At 68.9% G+C, this 16,375-nt stretch carries 13 protein-coding genes; all 13 read left to right on the top strand.

Annotated features, from left to right (window positions below):
* The first annotated feature begins 208 nt into the window (after positions 1–208).
* The 13 genes from AB0O28_RS23090 to araA all read left to right on the top strand — a co-directional run bounded on the left by AB0O28_RS23090 (position 209) and on the right by araA (position 16,369).
* Positions 209–880: a DMT family transporter gene (locus tag AB0O28_RS23090; RefSeq protein WP_363643328.1), complete on the top strand. Its 672-nt coding sequence runs from the start codon at positions 209–211 to the stop codon at positions 878–880.
* A gap of 86 nt (positions 881–966) precedes the next feature.
* Complete coding sequence (locus AB0O28_RS23085) at positions 967–2,001, top strand: LacI family DNA-binding transcriptional regulator (RefSeq protein WP_363643326.1); 1,035 nt, start codon at positions 967–969, stop codon at positions 1,999–2,001.
* 491 nt (positions 2,002–2,492) lie between these two features.
* Entirely contained in the window at positions 2,493–3,482 is a 990-nt protein-coding gene (locus AB0O28_RS23080; protein WP_363643398.1) for a LacI family DNA-binding transcriptional regulator, read from the top strand.
* 76 nt (positions 3,483–3,558) lie between these two features.
* Positions 3,559–4,551: an ABC transporter substrate-binding protein gene (locus AB0O28_RS23075; protein ID WP_363643324.1), complete on the top strand. Its 993-nt coding sequence runs from the start codon at positions 3,559–3,561 to the stop codon at positions 4,549–4,551.
* Positions 4,552–4,874: 323 nt separating this feature from the next.
* Positions 4,875–6,386, top strand: coding sequence for a sugar ABC transporter ATP-binding protein (locus tag AB0O28_RS23070; RefSeq protein WP_363643322.1), 1,512 nt, complete (start codon positions 4,875–4,877; stop codon positions 6,384–6,386).
* The gene (locus tag AB0O28_RS23065) at positions 6,383–7,435 is read left to right on the top strand and encodes an ABC transporter permease (RefSeq protein WP_363643320.1); all 1,053 of its coding nucleotides are present in this window, start codon (positions 6,383–6,385) and stop codon (positions 7,433–7,435) included. The genes AB0O28_RS23070 and AB0O28_RS23065 overlap by 4 nt, the downstream gene beginning before the upstream one ends.
* Positions 7,432–8,433: a galactofuranose ABC transporter, permease protein YjfF gene (gene yjfF / locus AB0O28_RS23060; RefSeq protein ID WP_363643318.1), complete on the top strand. Its 1,002-nt coding sequence runs from the start codon at positions 7,432–7,434 to the stop codon at positions 8,431–8,433. Before AB0O28_RS23065 ends, yjfF begins: the two co-directional genes overlap by 4 nt.
* A gap of 78 nt (positions 8,434–8,511) precedes the next feature.
* Positions 8,512–9,633 (top strand): multiple monosaccharide ABC transporter substrate-binding protein, encoded by a 1,122-nt coding sequence (gene chvE, locus AB0O28_RS23055; RefSeq protein ID WP_363643316.1) that lies wholly within the window; start codon positions 8,512–8,514, stop codon positions 9,631–9,633.
* Between the two features lie 51 nt (positions 9,634–9,684).
* Positions 9,685–11,214, top strand: a complete 1,530-nt coding sequence (gene mmsA, locus AB0O28_RS23050) for a multiple monosaccharide ABC transporter ATP-binding protein (RefSeq protein WP_363643314.1) — start codon at positions 9,685–9,687, stop codon at positions 11,212–11,214.
* A gap of 5 nt (positions 11,215–11,219) precedes the next feature.
* On the top strand, positions 11,220–12,479 hold the full coding sequence (gene mmsB, locus AB0O28_RS23045; RefSeq protein WP_363643312.1) for a multiple monosaccharide ABC transporter permease: 1,260 nt from the start codon (positions 11,220–11,222) through the stop codon (positions 12,477–12,479).
* A gap of 106 nt (positions 12,480–12,585) precedes the next feature.
* Positions 12,586–14,235 carry a ribulokinase gene (araB, locus tag AB0O28_RS23040; RefSeq protein ID WP_363643310.1) on the top strand — a complete coding sequence of 550 codons (1,650 nt, stop codon included), beginning with the start codon at positions 12,586–12,588 and terminating at the stop codon, positions 14,233–14,235.
* Positions 14,232–14,891, top strand: coding sequence for an L-ribulose-5-phosphate 4-epimerase (locus AB0O28_RS23035; protein WP_079316089.1), 660 nt, complete (start codon positions 14,232–14,234; stop codon positions 14,889–14,891). The genes araB and AB0O28_RS23035 overlap by 4 nt, the downstream gene beginning before the upstream one ends.
* Positions 14,888–16,369, top strand: coding sequence for an L-arabinose isomerase (gene araA / locus AB0O28_RS23030; RefSeq protein ID WP_363643308.1), 1,482 nt, complete (start codon positions 14,888–14,890; stop codon positions 16,367–16,369). The genes AB0O28_RS23035 and araA overlap by 4 nt, the downstream gene beginning before the upstream one ends.
* Positions 16,370–16,375: the final 6 nt, after the last annotated feature.

The raw sequence follows: 16,375 nt of genomic DNA, 5'->3' as shown, positions 1-16,375 counted from the left end.
CCGGCGGTGCGCACCGGCACCCCGATAGTGCCGAAACGGTGATGCGGCGAGCCGGGCGGACCCGTTACCGTGCCCGTATGACATTGATCGTCTCTCCGCCGCCCGCCCGCTAGCGGGCGGCGTCCTCCGGTGAGCCGGGCCCGGGCGGCCCGGCCGGTGGCTCCTGCCCGCGTACGGGAATCGGGCCCACCTCACTGGAGAGACGTCGATGAATCACGCTCCAGCCCTGTCCGTACGGCAGGGCCTTGTCTACGTGTCCACCGCCGCGGTCGCCTGGGGAACCGGGGGACCGGCGGGGGCGATGCTGCACGGCGCGGGACAGCTGAGTCCCGTCGCCGTGTCGTTCTGGCGCTTCGCCTGCGGCGCGGTGCTCCTGCTCGCCGTCGCCCGCAGCCGCCCCTCCTGGCGGGCGGTGTTGCTCGTCGGCCCCGCGATGGCGGTCTGCCAGGCGGCCTACTTCGCGGCGATCGCCCAGGCCGGGGTCGCGGTCGCCACGATGATCACAATGGGCGCGACCCCGCTCCTGGTGGCGGCCGGTGGCCGGGTCTTCCTGGGCGAACCGCTGCGCCGCACCGGCCTCGGGTGCGCCGCGCTCGCCGTCTGCGGCCTCGCCATGCTCGTGGGAGGGGCGGACGCGGTCACCCCGGCCGACGCCGGCTACTCGCCGCCGTCATCGGCGTCGTGCTGCTCGGGGAGCGCGTGTCCGCCGTACAGGCTGGTGGCGCGGTCGTGCTCCTGTGCGCCCTCGCCTGGCTCGCCAGGGGGGAACTTCGCGGCGCCCCGCGCCAACGCAAGGGCCGGAGGACCTGTTAGCGATACCATCTTCAGGGCGGTGGGCATACGCGATCACCAGGCGGAACGTTCCCCTCACGGCTCGTGACGCAGGGGTGATCACGTCGGTATTGACAGTGCTCGCTGTTATCGCAATCACTCAGGACACCTGACGAACGAGCGGGGACGCGGCGGATGACTAAGGTCCGGCCTGGAGAGAGCCCGGCCGAACGCCCCAGGGCGGCGGTCATGGAGGACGTCGCGGAGCTGGCAGGAGTGTCGGCGATGACGGTGTCGAGAGTGCTGAACGCCCCGGAGAAGGTGCGCCCGGAGACCCGGGCGCGCGTGCTCGCGGCGGTTCGCGAGCTCGACTACCGGCCCAATTCCGCGGCGCGCGTCCTGGTGACCGGCCGCTCGGGTGTGCTGGGGGTCGTCTGCTTCGACACCACCCTGTACGGCCCGGCCTCCACGTTGTTCGGCATCGAGCAGGCGGCCAGGGACAGCGACTACCTGGTCAGCATCGCCAGTCTGCCCGCGCTCAACCGCAGCTGGATCACCAGGGGAATCGACCGTCTGCGGTCCCAGTCGGTGGACGGCGTCATCGTCGTCGCGCCGCACGAGTCGGCCGCCGAGGGGCTCCGGCACCTTCCCCCAGGCCTCCCGGTGGTCGACGTCGGCGGGGGATCGGACCTGCCGGTGCCGGTGGCGGCGGTGGACCAGTACGCCGGCGCCGCCCGCGCCACCCGTCACCTGCTCAGTCTCGGCCACCGCACCGTCTGGCACCTGTCGGGCCCGCCCAACTGGATCGACTCGAGCGGCCGGGTGGCCGGCTGGCGGTCGGTGCTGGAGGCGGAGGGCAGGGAGGTGCCCGAGCCGCTGGTCGGCGACTGGACCGCCCACTCCGGCTACGAGATCGGCAAGCGGCTCGCCCGCGAGTCCGAGGTGACGGCGGTCTTCGTGGCCAACGACCACATGGCGATGGGTGTGCTGCGGGCCCTGCGGGAGGCGGGGCGGCGGGTTCCCGAGGACGTGAGCGTCGTCGGGTTCGACGACGTCCCCGAGGCGGCCTACTTCTGGCCGCCCCTGACCACCGTGCGGCAGAACTTCGGCGAGGTCGGCCGTCAGGCGTTCCAGCTCCTGCTGGACCGCATCGCCGGAGTGGAAGGCGAGGGCAGGCGCATGGTGGAGCCCGAACTCGTCGTGAGGGAGAGCACCGGCGTCAGCCGCTGAAAGGCTTCCGCCCGGCCCGCGAGCGAGCCGGGCGGGAAACCGCGTCCCGCCGGTCCAGGCCCTCGGTGGGACGCGCGGACACCCGTCGACGGGGCACCCCGGACGGCCGCTTGTTTCGGCCGTGGGCGAGCGCGGCACGGTCATAGTCGTCGCAGCGCGGTCGTAGCCGTCCCGGCGGAGAGCGCGCCGCTCAACAGGGCTGCCTGCAGGCCGGTGACCAGTCCGTTCTGCCCCATAGCGGGCGCTCCTCCGGATTCCGATGAAGCCGACGTCGCCGGGTGATCACAAAGTGAGCGTTAACAAGCTGGATTCGGCCACCAGTTAAAGACTCCATGGCATGTCCGTCAATAGGACGTTACCGCGATGTTTCGGCGTAACCGGACCGTGACCGGTCACCACCTTGACGCGAGGTCGTGTTAACGCTCACAGTCTTTCCCAAGCACTTGAGAGGAGCGCCAGTGGGACCCAACGTCGACCGCCGCCCGCCCGTCATGGCCGACGTGGCCAGGCTGGCCGGGGTGTCGCACCAGACGGTCTCGCGGGTGCTCAACGACCATCCGAACGTCCGCGCCGAGACCCGCACCCGGGTCATGCGGGCCATCGACCAGCTCGGTTACCGCCGCAACCTCGTCGCCCGGGCCCTGGTCACCAAGCACTCGCGCACGCTGGGCGTGGTCAGCTTCGACACGACGCTGTACGGCCCGGCGAGCACGGTATACGGAATCGAGCAGGCCGCGAGGGACGCGGGCTACTTCGTGAGCATCGTGAGCCTGCGAACCATCGACAGAGCCGGCGTGAACGACGCGATCGGCTACCTCGCCGAGCAGGGTGTCGACGGCATCGTCGTCGTCGCCCCGCAGCGCTCGGCGGCCCGGGCGCTCGACGATCTGCCGGCGGGCATGCCCGCGGTGGCCGTCGAGGGCTGGCATCAGGGCGAGGTCTCCGTGGTGAGCGTCGATCAGGTCGAAGGCGCCAGGATGGCGACATCGCACCTGCTCGACCTCGGGCACGAGACCGTCTGGCATGTCAGCGGCCCGGCGGACTGGCTGGAAGCCGAGGGCCGGATCGAGGGCTGGCGTGAGGTGCTGACCGCCGCGGGGCGGCCCGTGCCCGGCGCGCTGACCGGTGATTGGAGCCCGCGATCGGGTTATCAGGCCGGCAAGCAGCTCGCGGCCATGATCGGTGACGTCACCGCGGTGTTCGTCGCCAACGACCAGATGGCGCTCGGCCTCCTGCGCGCGTTCACGGAGGAGGGGGTGAAAGTCCCCGAGCAGATCAGCATCGTGGGCTTCGATGACATCCCTGAGTCGGAGTTCTTCTCCCCGCCGCTCACCACAATCAGACAGGACTTCGGGGCCGTCGGCAGGCGCAGCATCGACGTGCTGCTTCGGCAGATCGAGTCGGGCGAGGCGTTGCCCCATGAGCGTCTCGTCGTGCCTCCCCGGTTCGTACTCCGGGGAAGCACAGCCGCCGCGCGCTAGCCGCACGGAGTTAACAAATAATCAGCGCGGCGCCAGATTGGGTGTTAGCGCTAACAGCGATGAAAGGATCCCCACAGTGTTGAAGAGGATCTCGGCACTGGTCCTGGCCGGCGCCACGGCCCTGACGATGGCCGGTTGCAGCAGCAGCGACGACAGTTCGACGTCGGCCAGCGGCTCGTCCGGTGGCGACGACAAGATCGTAATGGGCTTCGCCCAGGTCGGCGCGGAGAGTGGCTGGCGCACCGCCAACACCAAGGACATCCAGGAGTCGGCCAAGACGGCCGGCATCGAGCTCAAGTTCTCCGACGCCCAGCAGAAGCAGGAGAACCAGATCAAGGCCATCCGGTCCTACATCCAGCAGAAGGTCGACGTGATCGCCTTCTCGCCGGTGGTGGAGTCGGGCTGGGACACCGTCCTCAAGGAGGCCCAGAACGCGAAGATCCCGGTCATTCTCACCGACCGGGCCGTGGACTCCAAGGACACCAGCCTGTACAAGACCTTCCTCGGCTCGGACTTCGTCGAGGAGGGCAAGAAGGCCGGCCAGTGGCTGGTCGACCAGTACAAGGACAGCAAGGACGAGGTGAACATCGTCCAACTGGAGGGCACCACCGGCTCCGCGCCCGCCAACGACCGCAAGTCCGGTTTCCAGGAGGTCATCTCCGCGGATCCGAAGTTCAAGGTCATCGCTTCGCAGAGCGGCGACTTCACCCGCGCCAAGGGCAAGGAGGTCATGGAGGCCTTCCTGAAGTCCAACCCCAAGATCGACGTGCTGTACGCGCACAACGACGACATGGGCCTCGGCGCCATCGAGGCGATCGAGGGCGCGGGCAAGGTGCCCGGCAAGGACATCAAGATCATCACGGTCGACGCGGTGCACGACGGCATGCAGGCCCTCGCGGACGGCAAGATCAACTACATCGTCGAGTGCTCTCCGCTGCTCGGCACCCAGCTGATGGACCTCGCCAAGAAGGTCGTCAAGGGTGAGCAGGTGCCCCAGCGCGTGGTGACCGAGGAGACCACCTTCACCCAGGAGCAGGCCAAGGAGGCCCTGCCCAACCGCAAGTACTGATCGGTTCCGGGCCGCTCCCCGCGCGGGGAGCGGCCCGCCCCGATGGTGAGCGGGAAACACCGAGTGAGCCTGAGGGGCGCGCCGCCGGTCTGGACAGTCTGATCGAGCGGCCCGATGGTGAGCGGGAAACACCGAGTGAGCCTGAGGGGCGCGCCGCCGGTCTGGACAGTCTGATCGAGCGGCCCGATGGTGAGCGGGAAACACCGAGTGAGCCTGAGGGGCGCGCCGCCGGTCTGGACAGTCTGATCGAGCGGCCCGATGGTGAGCGGGAAACACAGAGCGCTCCGATGACGAGCGGGAAACACGGATGGAAGGGGCGCCGCATGGCCGCACCCGCGCCGATCCTGCGGATGAGCGGGATCGGCAAGCAGTTCCCCGGCGTGAAGGCACTGGACGGCGTCGACTTCCGGTTGCTTCCGGGCGAGGTCCACGCGCTGATGGGCGAGAACGGCGCCGGCAAGTCCACCTTGATCAAGGTGCTGACCGGTGTCTACGACATCGACGCCGGCGAGATCGAGCTGGAGGGTCGGCAGGTCGCCTTCTCCAGCCCCCTCGCCGCACAGCAGGCGGGAATCAGCACCGTCTACCAGGAGGTCAACCTCTGCGCGAACCTGTCGATAGCGGAGAACATCTTCATCGGCCGTGAGCCCCGCCGGTTCGGCCGCATCCAGTGGAAGGCGATGCGCCGCCGGGCGGCGGAGATCCTCGCCAGGCTCGACCTCGACCTCGACGTGTCGGCGCCCCTGTCGTCGTACTCGCTGGCCATCCAGCAGATGGTCGCGATCGCGCGGGCCGTCGACATCGACGCGAAGGTGCTCATCCTCGACGAGCCCACCTCCAGCCTCGACGCGGGCGAGGTCGCGCAGCTTTTCCGGGTGATGCGCAGGCTCAAGGAGCAGGGCATCGCGATCCTGTTCGTCTCGCACTTCCTGGACCAGATTTACGAGATCTCCGACCGGATGACGGTCCTGCGCAACGGCACGCTCGTGGGGGAGTACCTCACCAGCGAGCTGAGCCAGGTCGAGCTGATCGGCAAGATGATCGGCCGGGAGCTGGCCGACCTGGAGAAGCTGGAAGAGCGCCCGCCCGCCCGCGAGGGCGCCCCGCTGGTGGAGGCCGAGCAACTGGGCCGCACCGGAGCCATCCAGCCGTTCACGCTCACCATCCACGAGGGCGAGGTCGTCGGCCTGGCCGGGCTGCTCGGCTCGGGCCGCACGGAGATCGCCCGGCTGCTGTTCGGAGCCGACCACGCCGGCACCGGTTCGCTGAAGATCGATGGCGAGCAGGTCAACCTGCGCACGCCCCGCGCCGCGGTCTCCCGGAAGCTGGCCTTCTGCTCGGAGAACCGGCGGGCGGAGGGACTGATCCCCGACCTGACGGTCCGGGAGAACCTCATCCTCGCCCTGCAGGCCACCCGCGGCTGGACCCGGCCGATCCCGCGACGCAAGCAGGACGAGCTGGTCGACAAGTACATCGCCGCGCTGAACATCCGCCCGGCCAACCCCGACCAGCTGATCAGAAACCTCAGCGGCGGCAACCAGCAGAAGGTGCTGCTGGCCCGCTGGCTCATCCTGGAGCCCCGTCTGCTCATCCTCGACGAGCCCACCCGCGGCATCGACGTCGGCGCCAAGGCCGAGATCCAGCGCCTCGTCGCCGAGCTGTCGGACGGCGGGATGGCTGTGCTGTTCATCTCCGCCGAGCTGGAGGAGGTGCTGCGGCTCAGCCACAAGGTCGGCGTGCTGCGCGACCGCCAGCTGGTCGCCGAGCTGGACAACGACGAGGGCCTGACCACCGACGCTTTGACGGAGACGATCGCGAGCGGAGCCCGATCATGAGCAGGATCCTGAAGCACCGCCTGTTCTGGCCCCTGGTCATTCTGGTCGCGCTCCTGGCGCTGAACCTCTTCTTCACGGACAACTTCTTCAGGATCCAGATGAAGGAGGGGCACCTCTACGGCAGCCTCATCGACATCGTCCGGTTCGGCGCGCCGCTGATCCTGGTGTCGCTCGGCATGACGCTGGTCATCGCCACCAGTGGCATCGACCTGTCGGTCGGCTCGGTCGTGGCGATCGCCGGCGCGCTGGCCTGCCTGCGCATCAGCGAGCTCGACCTGGACGACCAGAACTCCGTAAGCGGCGTCCTCGGGGCCGTGGGTCTGGCGCTCGTGCTGTCGGTGATTCTCGGCGCGTGGAACGGCTTCCTGGTCTCCGGCATCGGAATCCAGCCGATCATCGCGACGCTCATCCTGATGGTCGCCGGGCGTGGCCTGGCCCAGCTCATCACCGACGGCCAGATCACCACGGTGAACAGCTCGCCGTACAAGCTGATCGGCGGCGGCTACTGGCTGACGTTGCCGTTCGGGATCATCATCGTGGCGGTCGTGCTCGCGCTCACCGCGTTCCTCACCCGGCGCCTGGCGCTCGGCCTGCTCATCGAGTCGGTCGGCGGCAACGCCGAGGCGAGCCGCCTGGCCGGCATCAGCGCCCGCGGCGTGCTCATCATGGTGTACGCGTTCTGCGGGCTGTGCGCCGGCATCGCCGGGCTGATGATCAGCTCGAACGTCTCCAGCGCCGACGGCAACAACGCCGGTCTGTGGATCGAGTTGGACGCGATCCTCGCCGTCGTCATCGGAGGCACCCCGCTGTCCGGCGGCCGGTTCTCCCTGAGCGGCACCGTGCTCGGCGCCCTGATCATCCAGACGCTGACCACCACGATCTACTCGATCGGCGTCCCGCCGGAGACCACGCTGCTGTTCAAGGCGCTCGTGGTGACCATCGTCTGCCTGATCCAGTCCCCGGCCTTCCGCGCGAAGGTCTTCCACCGCCGCAGGCGCCCGATCGAGGCGCGTCCGGCGACTGAAGAGAAGGTGAGGGTCTCGGCATGACGAGCATCACCGGCCTGCGGGGCCTGAGCCGTCGTACGGTCCCACCGAAGTACATTCCGGTCCTGGTGACCGCGGGCCTGTTCGTGGCGATGTTCGTGGCGGGCGGCATCCGCTACGAGAACTTCGCGACCGGGCAGATCATCCTCAACGTCTTCATCGACAACGCCTTCCTGCTGGTCGTCGCGGTCGGCATGACGTTCGTGATCCTCACCGGCGGCATCGACCTGTCGGTCGGTTCGGTGGTCGCGCTGGCCACGATGCTGAGCGCCAGCCTGCTGAGGGACGGCTGGCCGGCGTACGCCGTCATGGCCCTGGTGCTGGTGATCGGCGCGGTGCTGGGCCTGGCCATGGGCGCCATCATCCACTACTTCGAGATCCAGCCGTTCATCGTCACGCTGGCCGGGATGTTCCTCGCCCGCGGCCTGTGCTACACCATCAGTACCGAGTCGATCCCGATCGACAACCCGACGTTCACCGACATCGCCCAGTCGCGGATCAGCCTCGGCGGAGACCTGTCGGTCTCCCCGAGCGCGGTGATCGCGGTGGTGGTCGTGCTGATCGCGGCGTACGTGCTGCACTACACCCGGCTCGGCCGCAACGTCTACGCGACCGGCGGCAGCGAGCAGTCGGCTCTGCTCATGGGTCTGCCGGTGGCCCGTACGAAGATCGCGGTCTACACCATCAGCGGGTTCTGCTCCGCCCTCGGCGGCCTGCTGTTCGCCTTCTACTCGCTGTCGGGCTATGGGCTGAGCGCCGTGGGCATGGAGCTGGACGCGATTGCCGCGGTCGTCATCGGCGGTACGCTGCTGACCGGCGGGAGCGGCTTCCTGTTCGGCACCGTGCTCGGCGTGCTCGTTCTCGGGCTGATTCAAACGATCATCAGCTTCGAGGGCACGCTCAGCTCCTGGTGGACGAAGATTTTCATCGGTCTGCTGCTCTTCGTCTTCATCCTCCTTCAGCGCGTGTTCTCCAGTGGATCACGCCGCCGAACTTCCTGACCCGAGGAAGATTCCCATCCCTTCTACCGCCGGTAGACGCGTCCAGCTCTGCGGCGACCCCCAACCAGGGAGATGCACATGAGGTTGGTACGAATCGGGGGCGTGGTGTCCGCCATCGCGCTCGCCGCGACCATGACCGCCTGCGGCTCCAGCCAGAAGACGGTGGACACCCAGGCGTCCGCGCCCTCGGGGGCGGCAGGCAACGCCGGAGCCCTGATCGGCGTCACGATGCCCACCAAGTCATCGGAGCGCTGGATCCACGACGGCGACAACGTCAAGCAGCAGCTTGAGCAGCTCGGCTACAAGGTGGACCTCCAGTACGCCGAGAACGACATCCCCACCCAGGTCAACCAGATCGAGAACCAGATCACCAAGGGCGCCAAGCTCCTGATCATCGCCTCGATCGACGGCACCGCGCTCACCTCGCAGCTGCAGGAGGCCGCGGACAACAAGATCCCGGTCATCGCCTACGACCGGCTCATCCGCAACAGCCCGAACGTCGACTACTACGCCACCTTCGACAACTTCAAGGTCGGCGTGCAGCAGGCGACCTCGCTGCTGAAGGGCCTCGGCGTCGACAGCGGCAAGAAGGGCCCGTTCAACGTCGAGCTGTTCGGCGGCTCGCCCGACGACAACAACGCCACCTTCTTCTGGAACGGCGCGATGTCGGTGCTCAAGCCGAAGATCGACGACGGCACGCTGAAGGTCAAGAGCGGCCAGACCGACTTCAAGCAGGCCGCCATCCTGCGGTGGGACCCCGCCACGGCGCAAAAGCGCATGGAGGACATCCTCACCAAGACCTACACCGGTGACGCCAAGGTCGACGGTGTGCTCTCGCCGTACGACGGCCTGTCCATCGGCATCCTGTCGGCGCTCAAGAGCTCCGGCTACGGGACCAGTGGCCAGCCGTACCCGGTCGTGACCGGCCAGGACGCCGAGCTGGCGTCGGTCAAGTCGATCGTCGCGGGCGAGCAGTACTCGACCATCTTCAAGGACACCCGCAAGCTCGCGGAGCAGACCGTGAAGATGGCGGACGCGGTGCTGAAGGGTCAAAAGCCCGAGGTGAACAACGAGAAGGACTACGACAACGGCAACAAGGTCGTCCCGTCGTACCTGCTCGACCCGGTGGTCGTCGACAAGGACAACTACAAGGACGTCATCGTCGGCAGCGGCTACTACACCGAGGACCAGCTCAAGTAGGGATCCGGGCCCGGGGAAGCAGTCCCCGGGCCCTCCCTGAGCGGGGGGCACATGACCGAGCACATCTTGCGGATGAGCGGGATCACCAAGACATTCCCCGGAGTGAAGGCGCTGCAGGACGTCAACCTGGCGGTCCGGCGGGGTGAGATCCACGCGATCTGCGGCGAGAACGGCGCCGGCAAGTCGACGCTGATGAAGGTGCTGTCCGGGGTCTATCCCCATGGCCAGTACGACGGCGAAATCACTTTCGAGGGCAGGCGCTGCGAGTTCGGCGGCATCCGCGACAGCGAGCACGCCGGCATCGTCATCATCCACCAGGAGCTGGCGCTGTGCCCGCAGTTGTCGATCGCGGAGAACATCTACCTCGGCAACGAGCGGGCCACGCGCGGCGTCATCGACTGGAACCGCACCAACTACGAGGCGGGCGAGCTGCTGAAGCGGGTCGGCCTGCGGGAGAACCCGACGACGACGGTCTCCGACATCGGCGTCGGCAAGCAGCAGCTCGTCGAGATCGCCAAGGCGCTGTCGAAGGAGGTCAAGCTCCTCATCCTCGACGAGCCGACCGCGGCGCTCAACGACGAGGACTCGTCCCACCTGCTCGACCTGCTGCGCGGGCTCAGGGACGAGGGCATCACCTGCGTGATCATCTCACACAAGCTCAACGAGGTGACCGCGATCGCCGACTCCGTCACGATCCTGCGTGACGGGCGCACGATCGAGACGCTGGACATGGCCTCCGACAGCGTGACCGAGGACCGCATCATCTCCGGGATGGTCGGCCGCGCCCTCGACAACCGCTTCCCGCCGCGCACGCCGGCGATCGGGGAGGAGGCGTTCCGCATCGAGGACTGGACGGTCTTCAGCCCCAGCCAGCCCGGCAGGAAGGTGGTCGACGGGGCCTCGCTCATGCTGCGCCGCGGCGAGATCGTGGGCCTGGCCGGGCTGATGGGCGCCGGCCGCACCGAGCTGGCGATGAGCGTGTTCGGGCGGACGTACGGTGTGCACATCTCCGGCAGGATCTTCAAGGACGGTGCGCCGATCGAGATCCGCACCGTGCAGGACGCGATCAGGCACGGCGTCGCCTACGCCACCGAGGACCGCAAGAGGTACGGCCTCAACCTCATCGAGGACATCAAGCGCAACATCAGCGCGGCCTGGCTCAAGGGCCTGTCGAAGCGCGGCTGGGTGAACGAGTACGAGGAATACCGCGTCGCCCAGCAGTTCCGCGGGAGCATGAACATCAAGGCGCCCGGCGTGGACAGCGTCGTCGGCAAACTGAGCGGCGGCAACCAGCAGAAGGTCGTGCTCTCCAAGTGGATCCTCACCGAGCCGGACGTGCTGATCCTCGACGAGCCGACCCGGGGCATCGACGTCGGCGCCAAGTACGAGATATACACGATCATCAACCGCCTGGCCGAGCAGGGCAAGGCCGTGCTGGTGATCTCGTCTGAGCTGCCCGAGCTGCTCGGCCTCTGCGACCGCATCTACACGCTTTCGGAGGGGCGCGTCACCGGTGAGGTGCCCCGCGATGAGGCCACGCAGGAACGCCTCATGTATCTCATGACCAAGGGACAGGAGTAGCTCGCATGAGCAGCATCACGCCCGCCGACGTGGAAGTCGGCGCCGAGGGCGGCGGGGGAGCGCCGGGGCGGCCGGGCCGGGTGTCGCTCGGCGGGCTGTCGCTCAACCTGCGCTCCAGCGGCATCTACATCGCCTTCGCTCTGATCATCGTGTTGTTCTCGGTGCTGACCGACGGCGCACTGCTGCAGCCGCAGAACATCTCCAACATCATCGTCCAGAACTCCTACATCCTGATCCTCGCGATCGGGATGATCCTGGTCATCATCGCGGGGCACATCGACCTGTCGGTCGGCTCGGTGGTCGCGGTCACCGGGGCGCTGGCCGCGGTGCTCATGGTGAACATGGGCGTGCCCTGGCCGGCCGCCCTGCTGATCACGATCGTCGCCGGCGCGGTGATCGGGGCCTGGCAGGGGTACTGGATCGCGTACTTCGGCATCCCCGCGTTCATCGTCACGCTGGCCGGCATGCTGCTGTTCCGGGCGCTGACCCTCACCGTCCTGGGAAACCAGGGCATCGGCCCGTTCCCCGACCAGGTCCGCACGCTGGCCAACGGCTTCACCGACGGCTACCTGGGCAACATCGGCCTCGGCCCTCTCGGGGGCGCCGACCTGTTCAGCCTGCTGATCGGCATCGTCGCGATCGCCGGCATGGTCCTCGCGCAGTGGCGCACCCGCAGCGCCCGCAAGGGCTACGGCCAGGCGGTCGACCCGCTGGCGATGTTCGCGCTGAAGATGGCGGCCGGAGCCGCGCTGATCCTCTTCCTCGTCGTGCAGCTCGCCCGCTTCAAGAACCTGCCGTGGGTGCTCGTGCTGCTGGCGGTGCTCGTGCTGGCGTACTCGCTGATGGCCAACCGCACGGTGTTCGGGCGGCAGATCTACGCGATCGGCGGAAACCTGCACGCGGCCGTGATGTCGGGCGTCAAGGTCAAGTCGGTGGTCTTCTGGATCTTCGTCAACATGGGGGTGCTGTCCGCGATCGCCGGCGTCATCTTCGCCGGCCGGCTCAACCAGGCGGGTCCCACCGCGGGCAACAGCTTCGAGCTGGACGCGATCGCCGCGGCCTTCATCGGCGGCGCGGCCGTGCAGGGCGGCGTGGGCAAGGTGGTCGGCGCGATCACTGGTGGCCTGATCATGGCGGTGATCAACAACGGCATGTCGCTGATCGGCTCGCCCAGCGAGCGGGTCATGCTCGTCAAGGGTGCGGTGCTGCTCGCCGCGGTGGCGTTCGACGTGTGGACCAAGCGCAGGGCCGGCACCGCGCGCTGATGGCCGCAGACATCGACAGGAAACCGCTTTCGGGCTGCCGGCCGTGTCGCCGGCCGGCGGCCCCCACCCCGGGCGTGGCCGGCGCCGAAGCCTCAGGAGGTTGAGTGTGAACGTTAACAGTGACCGTTACGTGGTCGGTGTGGATTACGGCACGTTGTCCGGCCGCGCGGTGGTGGTGCGCGTGAGCGACGGCGCGGAGCTGGCCAGCGCCGTGCACGAGTACGCCCACCGGGTCATCGAGGACGCGCTGCCGGGTTCCGGCGTCCGCCTCGGACCGGACTGGGCCCTGCAGTCGCCGGCGGACTGGATCGACGTGCTGCGGCACGCGGTGCCCAAGGCGCTGGCCGCCGCGCAGGTCCCGGCCGAGCAGGTGATCGGCATCGGCACGGACTTCACGGCCTGCACGATCCTGCCCGCCACCGCCGACGGCCACCCGCTGTGCGAAGAGTTCCCCGAGCGGCCGCACGCCTGGCCGAAGCTCTGGAAGCACCACGCGGCCCAGCCGCACGCCGACCGCATCAACGCGCTGGCCGCCGAGCGCGGCGAGGCGTGGCTGCCGCGGTACGGCGGCAAGATCTCCTCCGAGTGGGCCTTCGCCAAGGGCCTGCAGCTGCTGGAGGAGGATCCGGAGATGTACGACCGGGCCGACCGCTGGATCGAGGCCGCCGACTGGATCATCTGGCAGCTCACCGGTGTGGAGACCCGCAACGTCTGCACCGCCGGGTACAAGGCCGTTTACCAGGACGGCGCCTATCCGTCCGAGGACTTCCTGGCGGCGCTCAACCCCGCCTTCTCCGGTTTCACCCGGAAACTCGGCCAGGAGCTCGCTCCGCTCGGCGGCCTCGCCGGCCGGCTGACCGCGCGGGCCGCCGAGTGGACGGGGCTGCCCGAGGGCATCGCGGTCGCGGTCGGCAACGTCGACGCGCACGTCACCGCGGCGGCGGCCGACGCCGTGCGGCCGGGCCAGATGGTCGCCATCATGGGCACCTCGACCTGTCATGTCATGTGCTCCGACCAGCTCGCCGAGGTCCCCGGCATGTGCGGCGTCGTGCGCGACGGCATCGTGCCCGGACTGTGGGGCTACGAGGCGGGCCAGTCCGCCGTCGGCGACATCTTCGGCTGGTTCGTGGACAACGCCGTGCCCGCCTCCTACGCCGAGCGGGCGGCGGAGCAGGGCGTCGGGCTGCACGAGTACCTCACCTCCCTCGCCGCCGGGCAGAAGGTCGGGCAGCACGGGCTGGTCGCCCTCGACTGGCACGGCGGCAACCGCTCGGTCCTGGTCGACCACACCCTGTCCGGCGTGATCGTCGGGCAGACGCTCGCCACCCGGCCCGAGGACGTCTACCGGGCGCTCATCGAGGCCACCGCGTTCGGCGCCAGGACGATCGTGGAGACGTTCGAGGCGGCCGGCGTGCCGGTGGAGGAGTTCGTGGTCGCCGGCGGCCTGCTCAAGAACAACTTCCTCATGCAGATCTACGCCGACGTGCTGCGCCGCCCGCTGTCGGTGATCGGCTCCGACCAGGGGCCGGCCCTCGGCTCGGCGATCCACGCGGCCGTCGCCGCGGGCGCCTACCCCGACATCACCGCCGCCGCGGCGGCCATGGGCAAGCGCGAGGCCGCCGCCTACGTGCCCGACGCCGAGCGGGCCGACGCCTACGACCGGCTGTACGCCGAGTATCGCAAGCTGCACGACCACTTCGCGGACGGCGGGATGCTCCATCGGCTCCGCGCGATCAGGAACGAGGCCAGCGCATGATCGATGAACTCCGCAGGGAAGTCTGCCGGCTCCATGCCGAACTGGTGCGATACAACCTCGTCGCCTGGACGGCCGGCAACGTGTCGGGCCGGGTGCCGGGCGAGGACCTGTTCGTCATCAAGCCCAGCGGGGTGTCGTACGACGACCTGACCCCCGAATCGATCGTGGTCTGCGACCTCGACGGCAACCTGGTCGAGGGCGATCTGTCCCCGTCCAGCGACACGGCCGCGCACGCCTACGTCTACCGCCACATGCCGGAGGTGAACGGGGTCGTGCACACCCATTCCACGTACGCCTCGGCGTGGGCGGCCCGCGGCGAGGCGATCCCGTGCGTGCTCACGGCGATGGCCGACGAGTTCGGCGGTGAGATCCCCCTCGGGCCGTTCGCGCTCATCGGCAACGACGACATCGGCAAGGGGATCGTCGCGACCTTGACGGGACACCGTTCTCGTGCGGTGCTGATGCAGAACCACGGAGTGTTCACGATCGGCGAGTCCCCCAAAGCGGCGGTGAAGGCCGCCGTGATGTGTGAGGACGTCGCCCGCACCGTGCACGTCTCCCGGCAGCTCGGTGAGCCCCTGCCGATCGCGCAGGGCGACATCGACCGCTTGTACGACCGCTACCAGAACGTCTATGGACAGAGGAGTCACCTGTGAAGCTATGGTTCCTGACCGGAAGCCAGGGTCTGTACGGCGAGGACACGCTGAGGCAGGTGGCCGAGCAGTCCCAGCGCATCGCCGAGCAGCTGGGCGAGGCGCTGCCGTTCGAGCTCGAGTGGCGGCCCGTGCTCACCGACGCGGCGGCCATCCGCCGCGTGTGCCTGGAGGCCAACGGTGACGACGAGTGCATCGGCCTGATCGCGTGGATGCACACGTTCTCCCCGGCCAAGATGTGGATCGCCGGGCTGGACGCGCTGCGCAAGCCGTTGCTGCACCTGCACACGCAGGCCAACGTGGAGCTGCCGTGGAGCTCCATCGACATGGACTTCATGAACCTCAACCAGGCCGCCCACGGCGACCGTGAGTTCGGCTACATCCAGACGCGCCTCGGCGTGCCGCGCAAGACCGTCGCCGGGCACGTGAGCGACCCGGCGGTGGCGGGGCGTATCGCCACCTGGGCGCGGGCGGCGGCGGGCCGGGCGGAGGTCGGCTCGCTGCGCCTGGCCCGTTTCGGCGACAACATGCGCGACGTCGCGGTGACCGAGGGCGACAAGGTCGAGGCGCAGCTCCGGTTCGGGGTGTCGGTGAACACCTACGGCGTCAACGAGCTGGCCGAGGCCGTGGACGCCGCCTCCGACGCGGACGTGTCCGCCCTCGTCAAGGAGTACGACGACCTCTACCGGATGGCCCCCGAGCTGCGCGTCGGCGGCGAGCGGCACGAGTCGCTGCGTTACTCGGCCCGCATCGAGCTGGGCCTGCGGCACTTCCTGGAGGGCGGGGGCTTCAAGGCGTTCACCACCAACTTCGAGGACCTGGGCGGGCTGCGCCAGCTTCCCGGCCTGGCCGTGCAGCGGCTGATGGCCGACGGCTACGGCTTCGGCGGCGAGGGCGACTGGAAGACCTCGGTGCTGCTGCGCACGCTCAAGGTCATGGCGTCGGGCCTGCCCGGCGGCACCTCGTTCATGGAGGACTACACCTACCACCTCACCCCGGGGGAGGAGCTCATCCTCGGCGCGCACATGCTGGAGGTCTGCCCGACGATCGCGTCGGACACCCCGTCGTGCGAGATCCACCCGCTGAGCATCGGCGGGCGGGAGGACCCGGTGCGGCTGGTGTTCGACGCCGCCCCCGGCCCCGCCGTGGTGGTCGGCCTGTCGGACATGGGCGAGCGGTTCCGCCTGGTGGCCAACGAGATCGACGTGGTCTCGCCGCCCGAGCCGCTGCCCGCCCTGCCGGTCGCCCGGGCCGTGTGGCGCCCCCGGCCCGACCTGCGTACCTCGGCCGAGTCGTGGATCACGGCGGGCGCCCCGCACCACACCGTGCTCTCCTCGGCCGTCGGGTCCGAGGAACTGGCCGACTTCGCCGACATGCTCGGCGTCGAGCTGGTCGTCATCGACGAGGCCACCACCTCCCGTCAGTTCGCCAAGGAGCTGCGGTGGAACCAGGCCTACTATCGGCTCGCGCAGGGATTTTGACGGTAA

This window comes from Microbispora sp. NPDC088329 (assembly GCF_040685655.1).
Lineage (GTDB): Bacteria > Actinomycetota > Actinomycetes > Streptosporangiales > Streptosporangiaceae > Microbispora.
The sequence above is the reverse complement of the archived record's forward strand: the minus strand, read 5'-3'. Positions and strand labels throughout refer to the sequence as shown.

Excerpts from the sequence above, each read along its gene's own strand:
- AB0O28_RS23090 (WP_363643328.1), top strand. The coding sequence starts at position 209 with ATGAATCACGCTCCAGCCCTGTCCGTACGGCAGGGCCTTGTCTACGTG.
- AB0O28_RS23085 (WP_363643326.1), top strand. The coding sequence starts at position 967 with ATGACTAAGGTCCGGCCTGGAGAGAGCCCGGCCGAACGCCCCAGGGCG.
- AB0O28_RS23080 (WP_363643398.1), top strand. The coding sequence starts at position 2,493 with ATGGCCGACGTGGCCAGGCTGGCCGGGGTGTCGCACCAGACGGTCTCG.
- AB0O28_RS23070 (WP_363643322.1), top strand. The coding sequence starts at position 4,875 with ATGGCCGCACCCGCGCCGATCCTGCGGATGAGCGGGATCGGCAAGCAG.
- AB0O28_RS23065 (WP_363643320.1), top strand. The coding sequence starts at position 6,383 with ATGAGCAGGATCCTGAAGCACCGCCTGTTCTGGCCCCTGGTCATTCTG.
- yjfF (WP_363643318.1), top strand. The coding sequence starts at position 7,432 with ATGACGAGCATCACCGGCCTGCGGGGCCTGAGCCGTCGTACGGTCCCA.
- chvE (WP_363643316.1), top strand. The coding sequence starts at position 8,512 with ATGAGGTTGGTACGAATCGGGGGCGTGGTGTCCGCCATCGCGCTCGCC.
- mmsA (WP_363643314.1), top strand. The coding sequence starts at position 9,685 with ATGACCGAGCACATCTTGCGGATGAGCGGGATCACCAAGACATTCCCC.
- mmsB (WP_363643312.1), top strand. The coding sequence starts at position 11,220 with ATGAGCAGCATCACGCCCGCCGACGTGGAAGTCGGCGCCGAGGGCGGC.
- AB0O28_RS23035 (WP_079316089.1), top strand. The coding sequence starts at position 14,232 with ATGATCGATGAACTCCGCAGGGAAGTCTGCCGGCTCCATGCCGAACTG.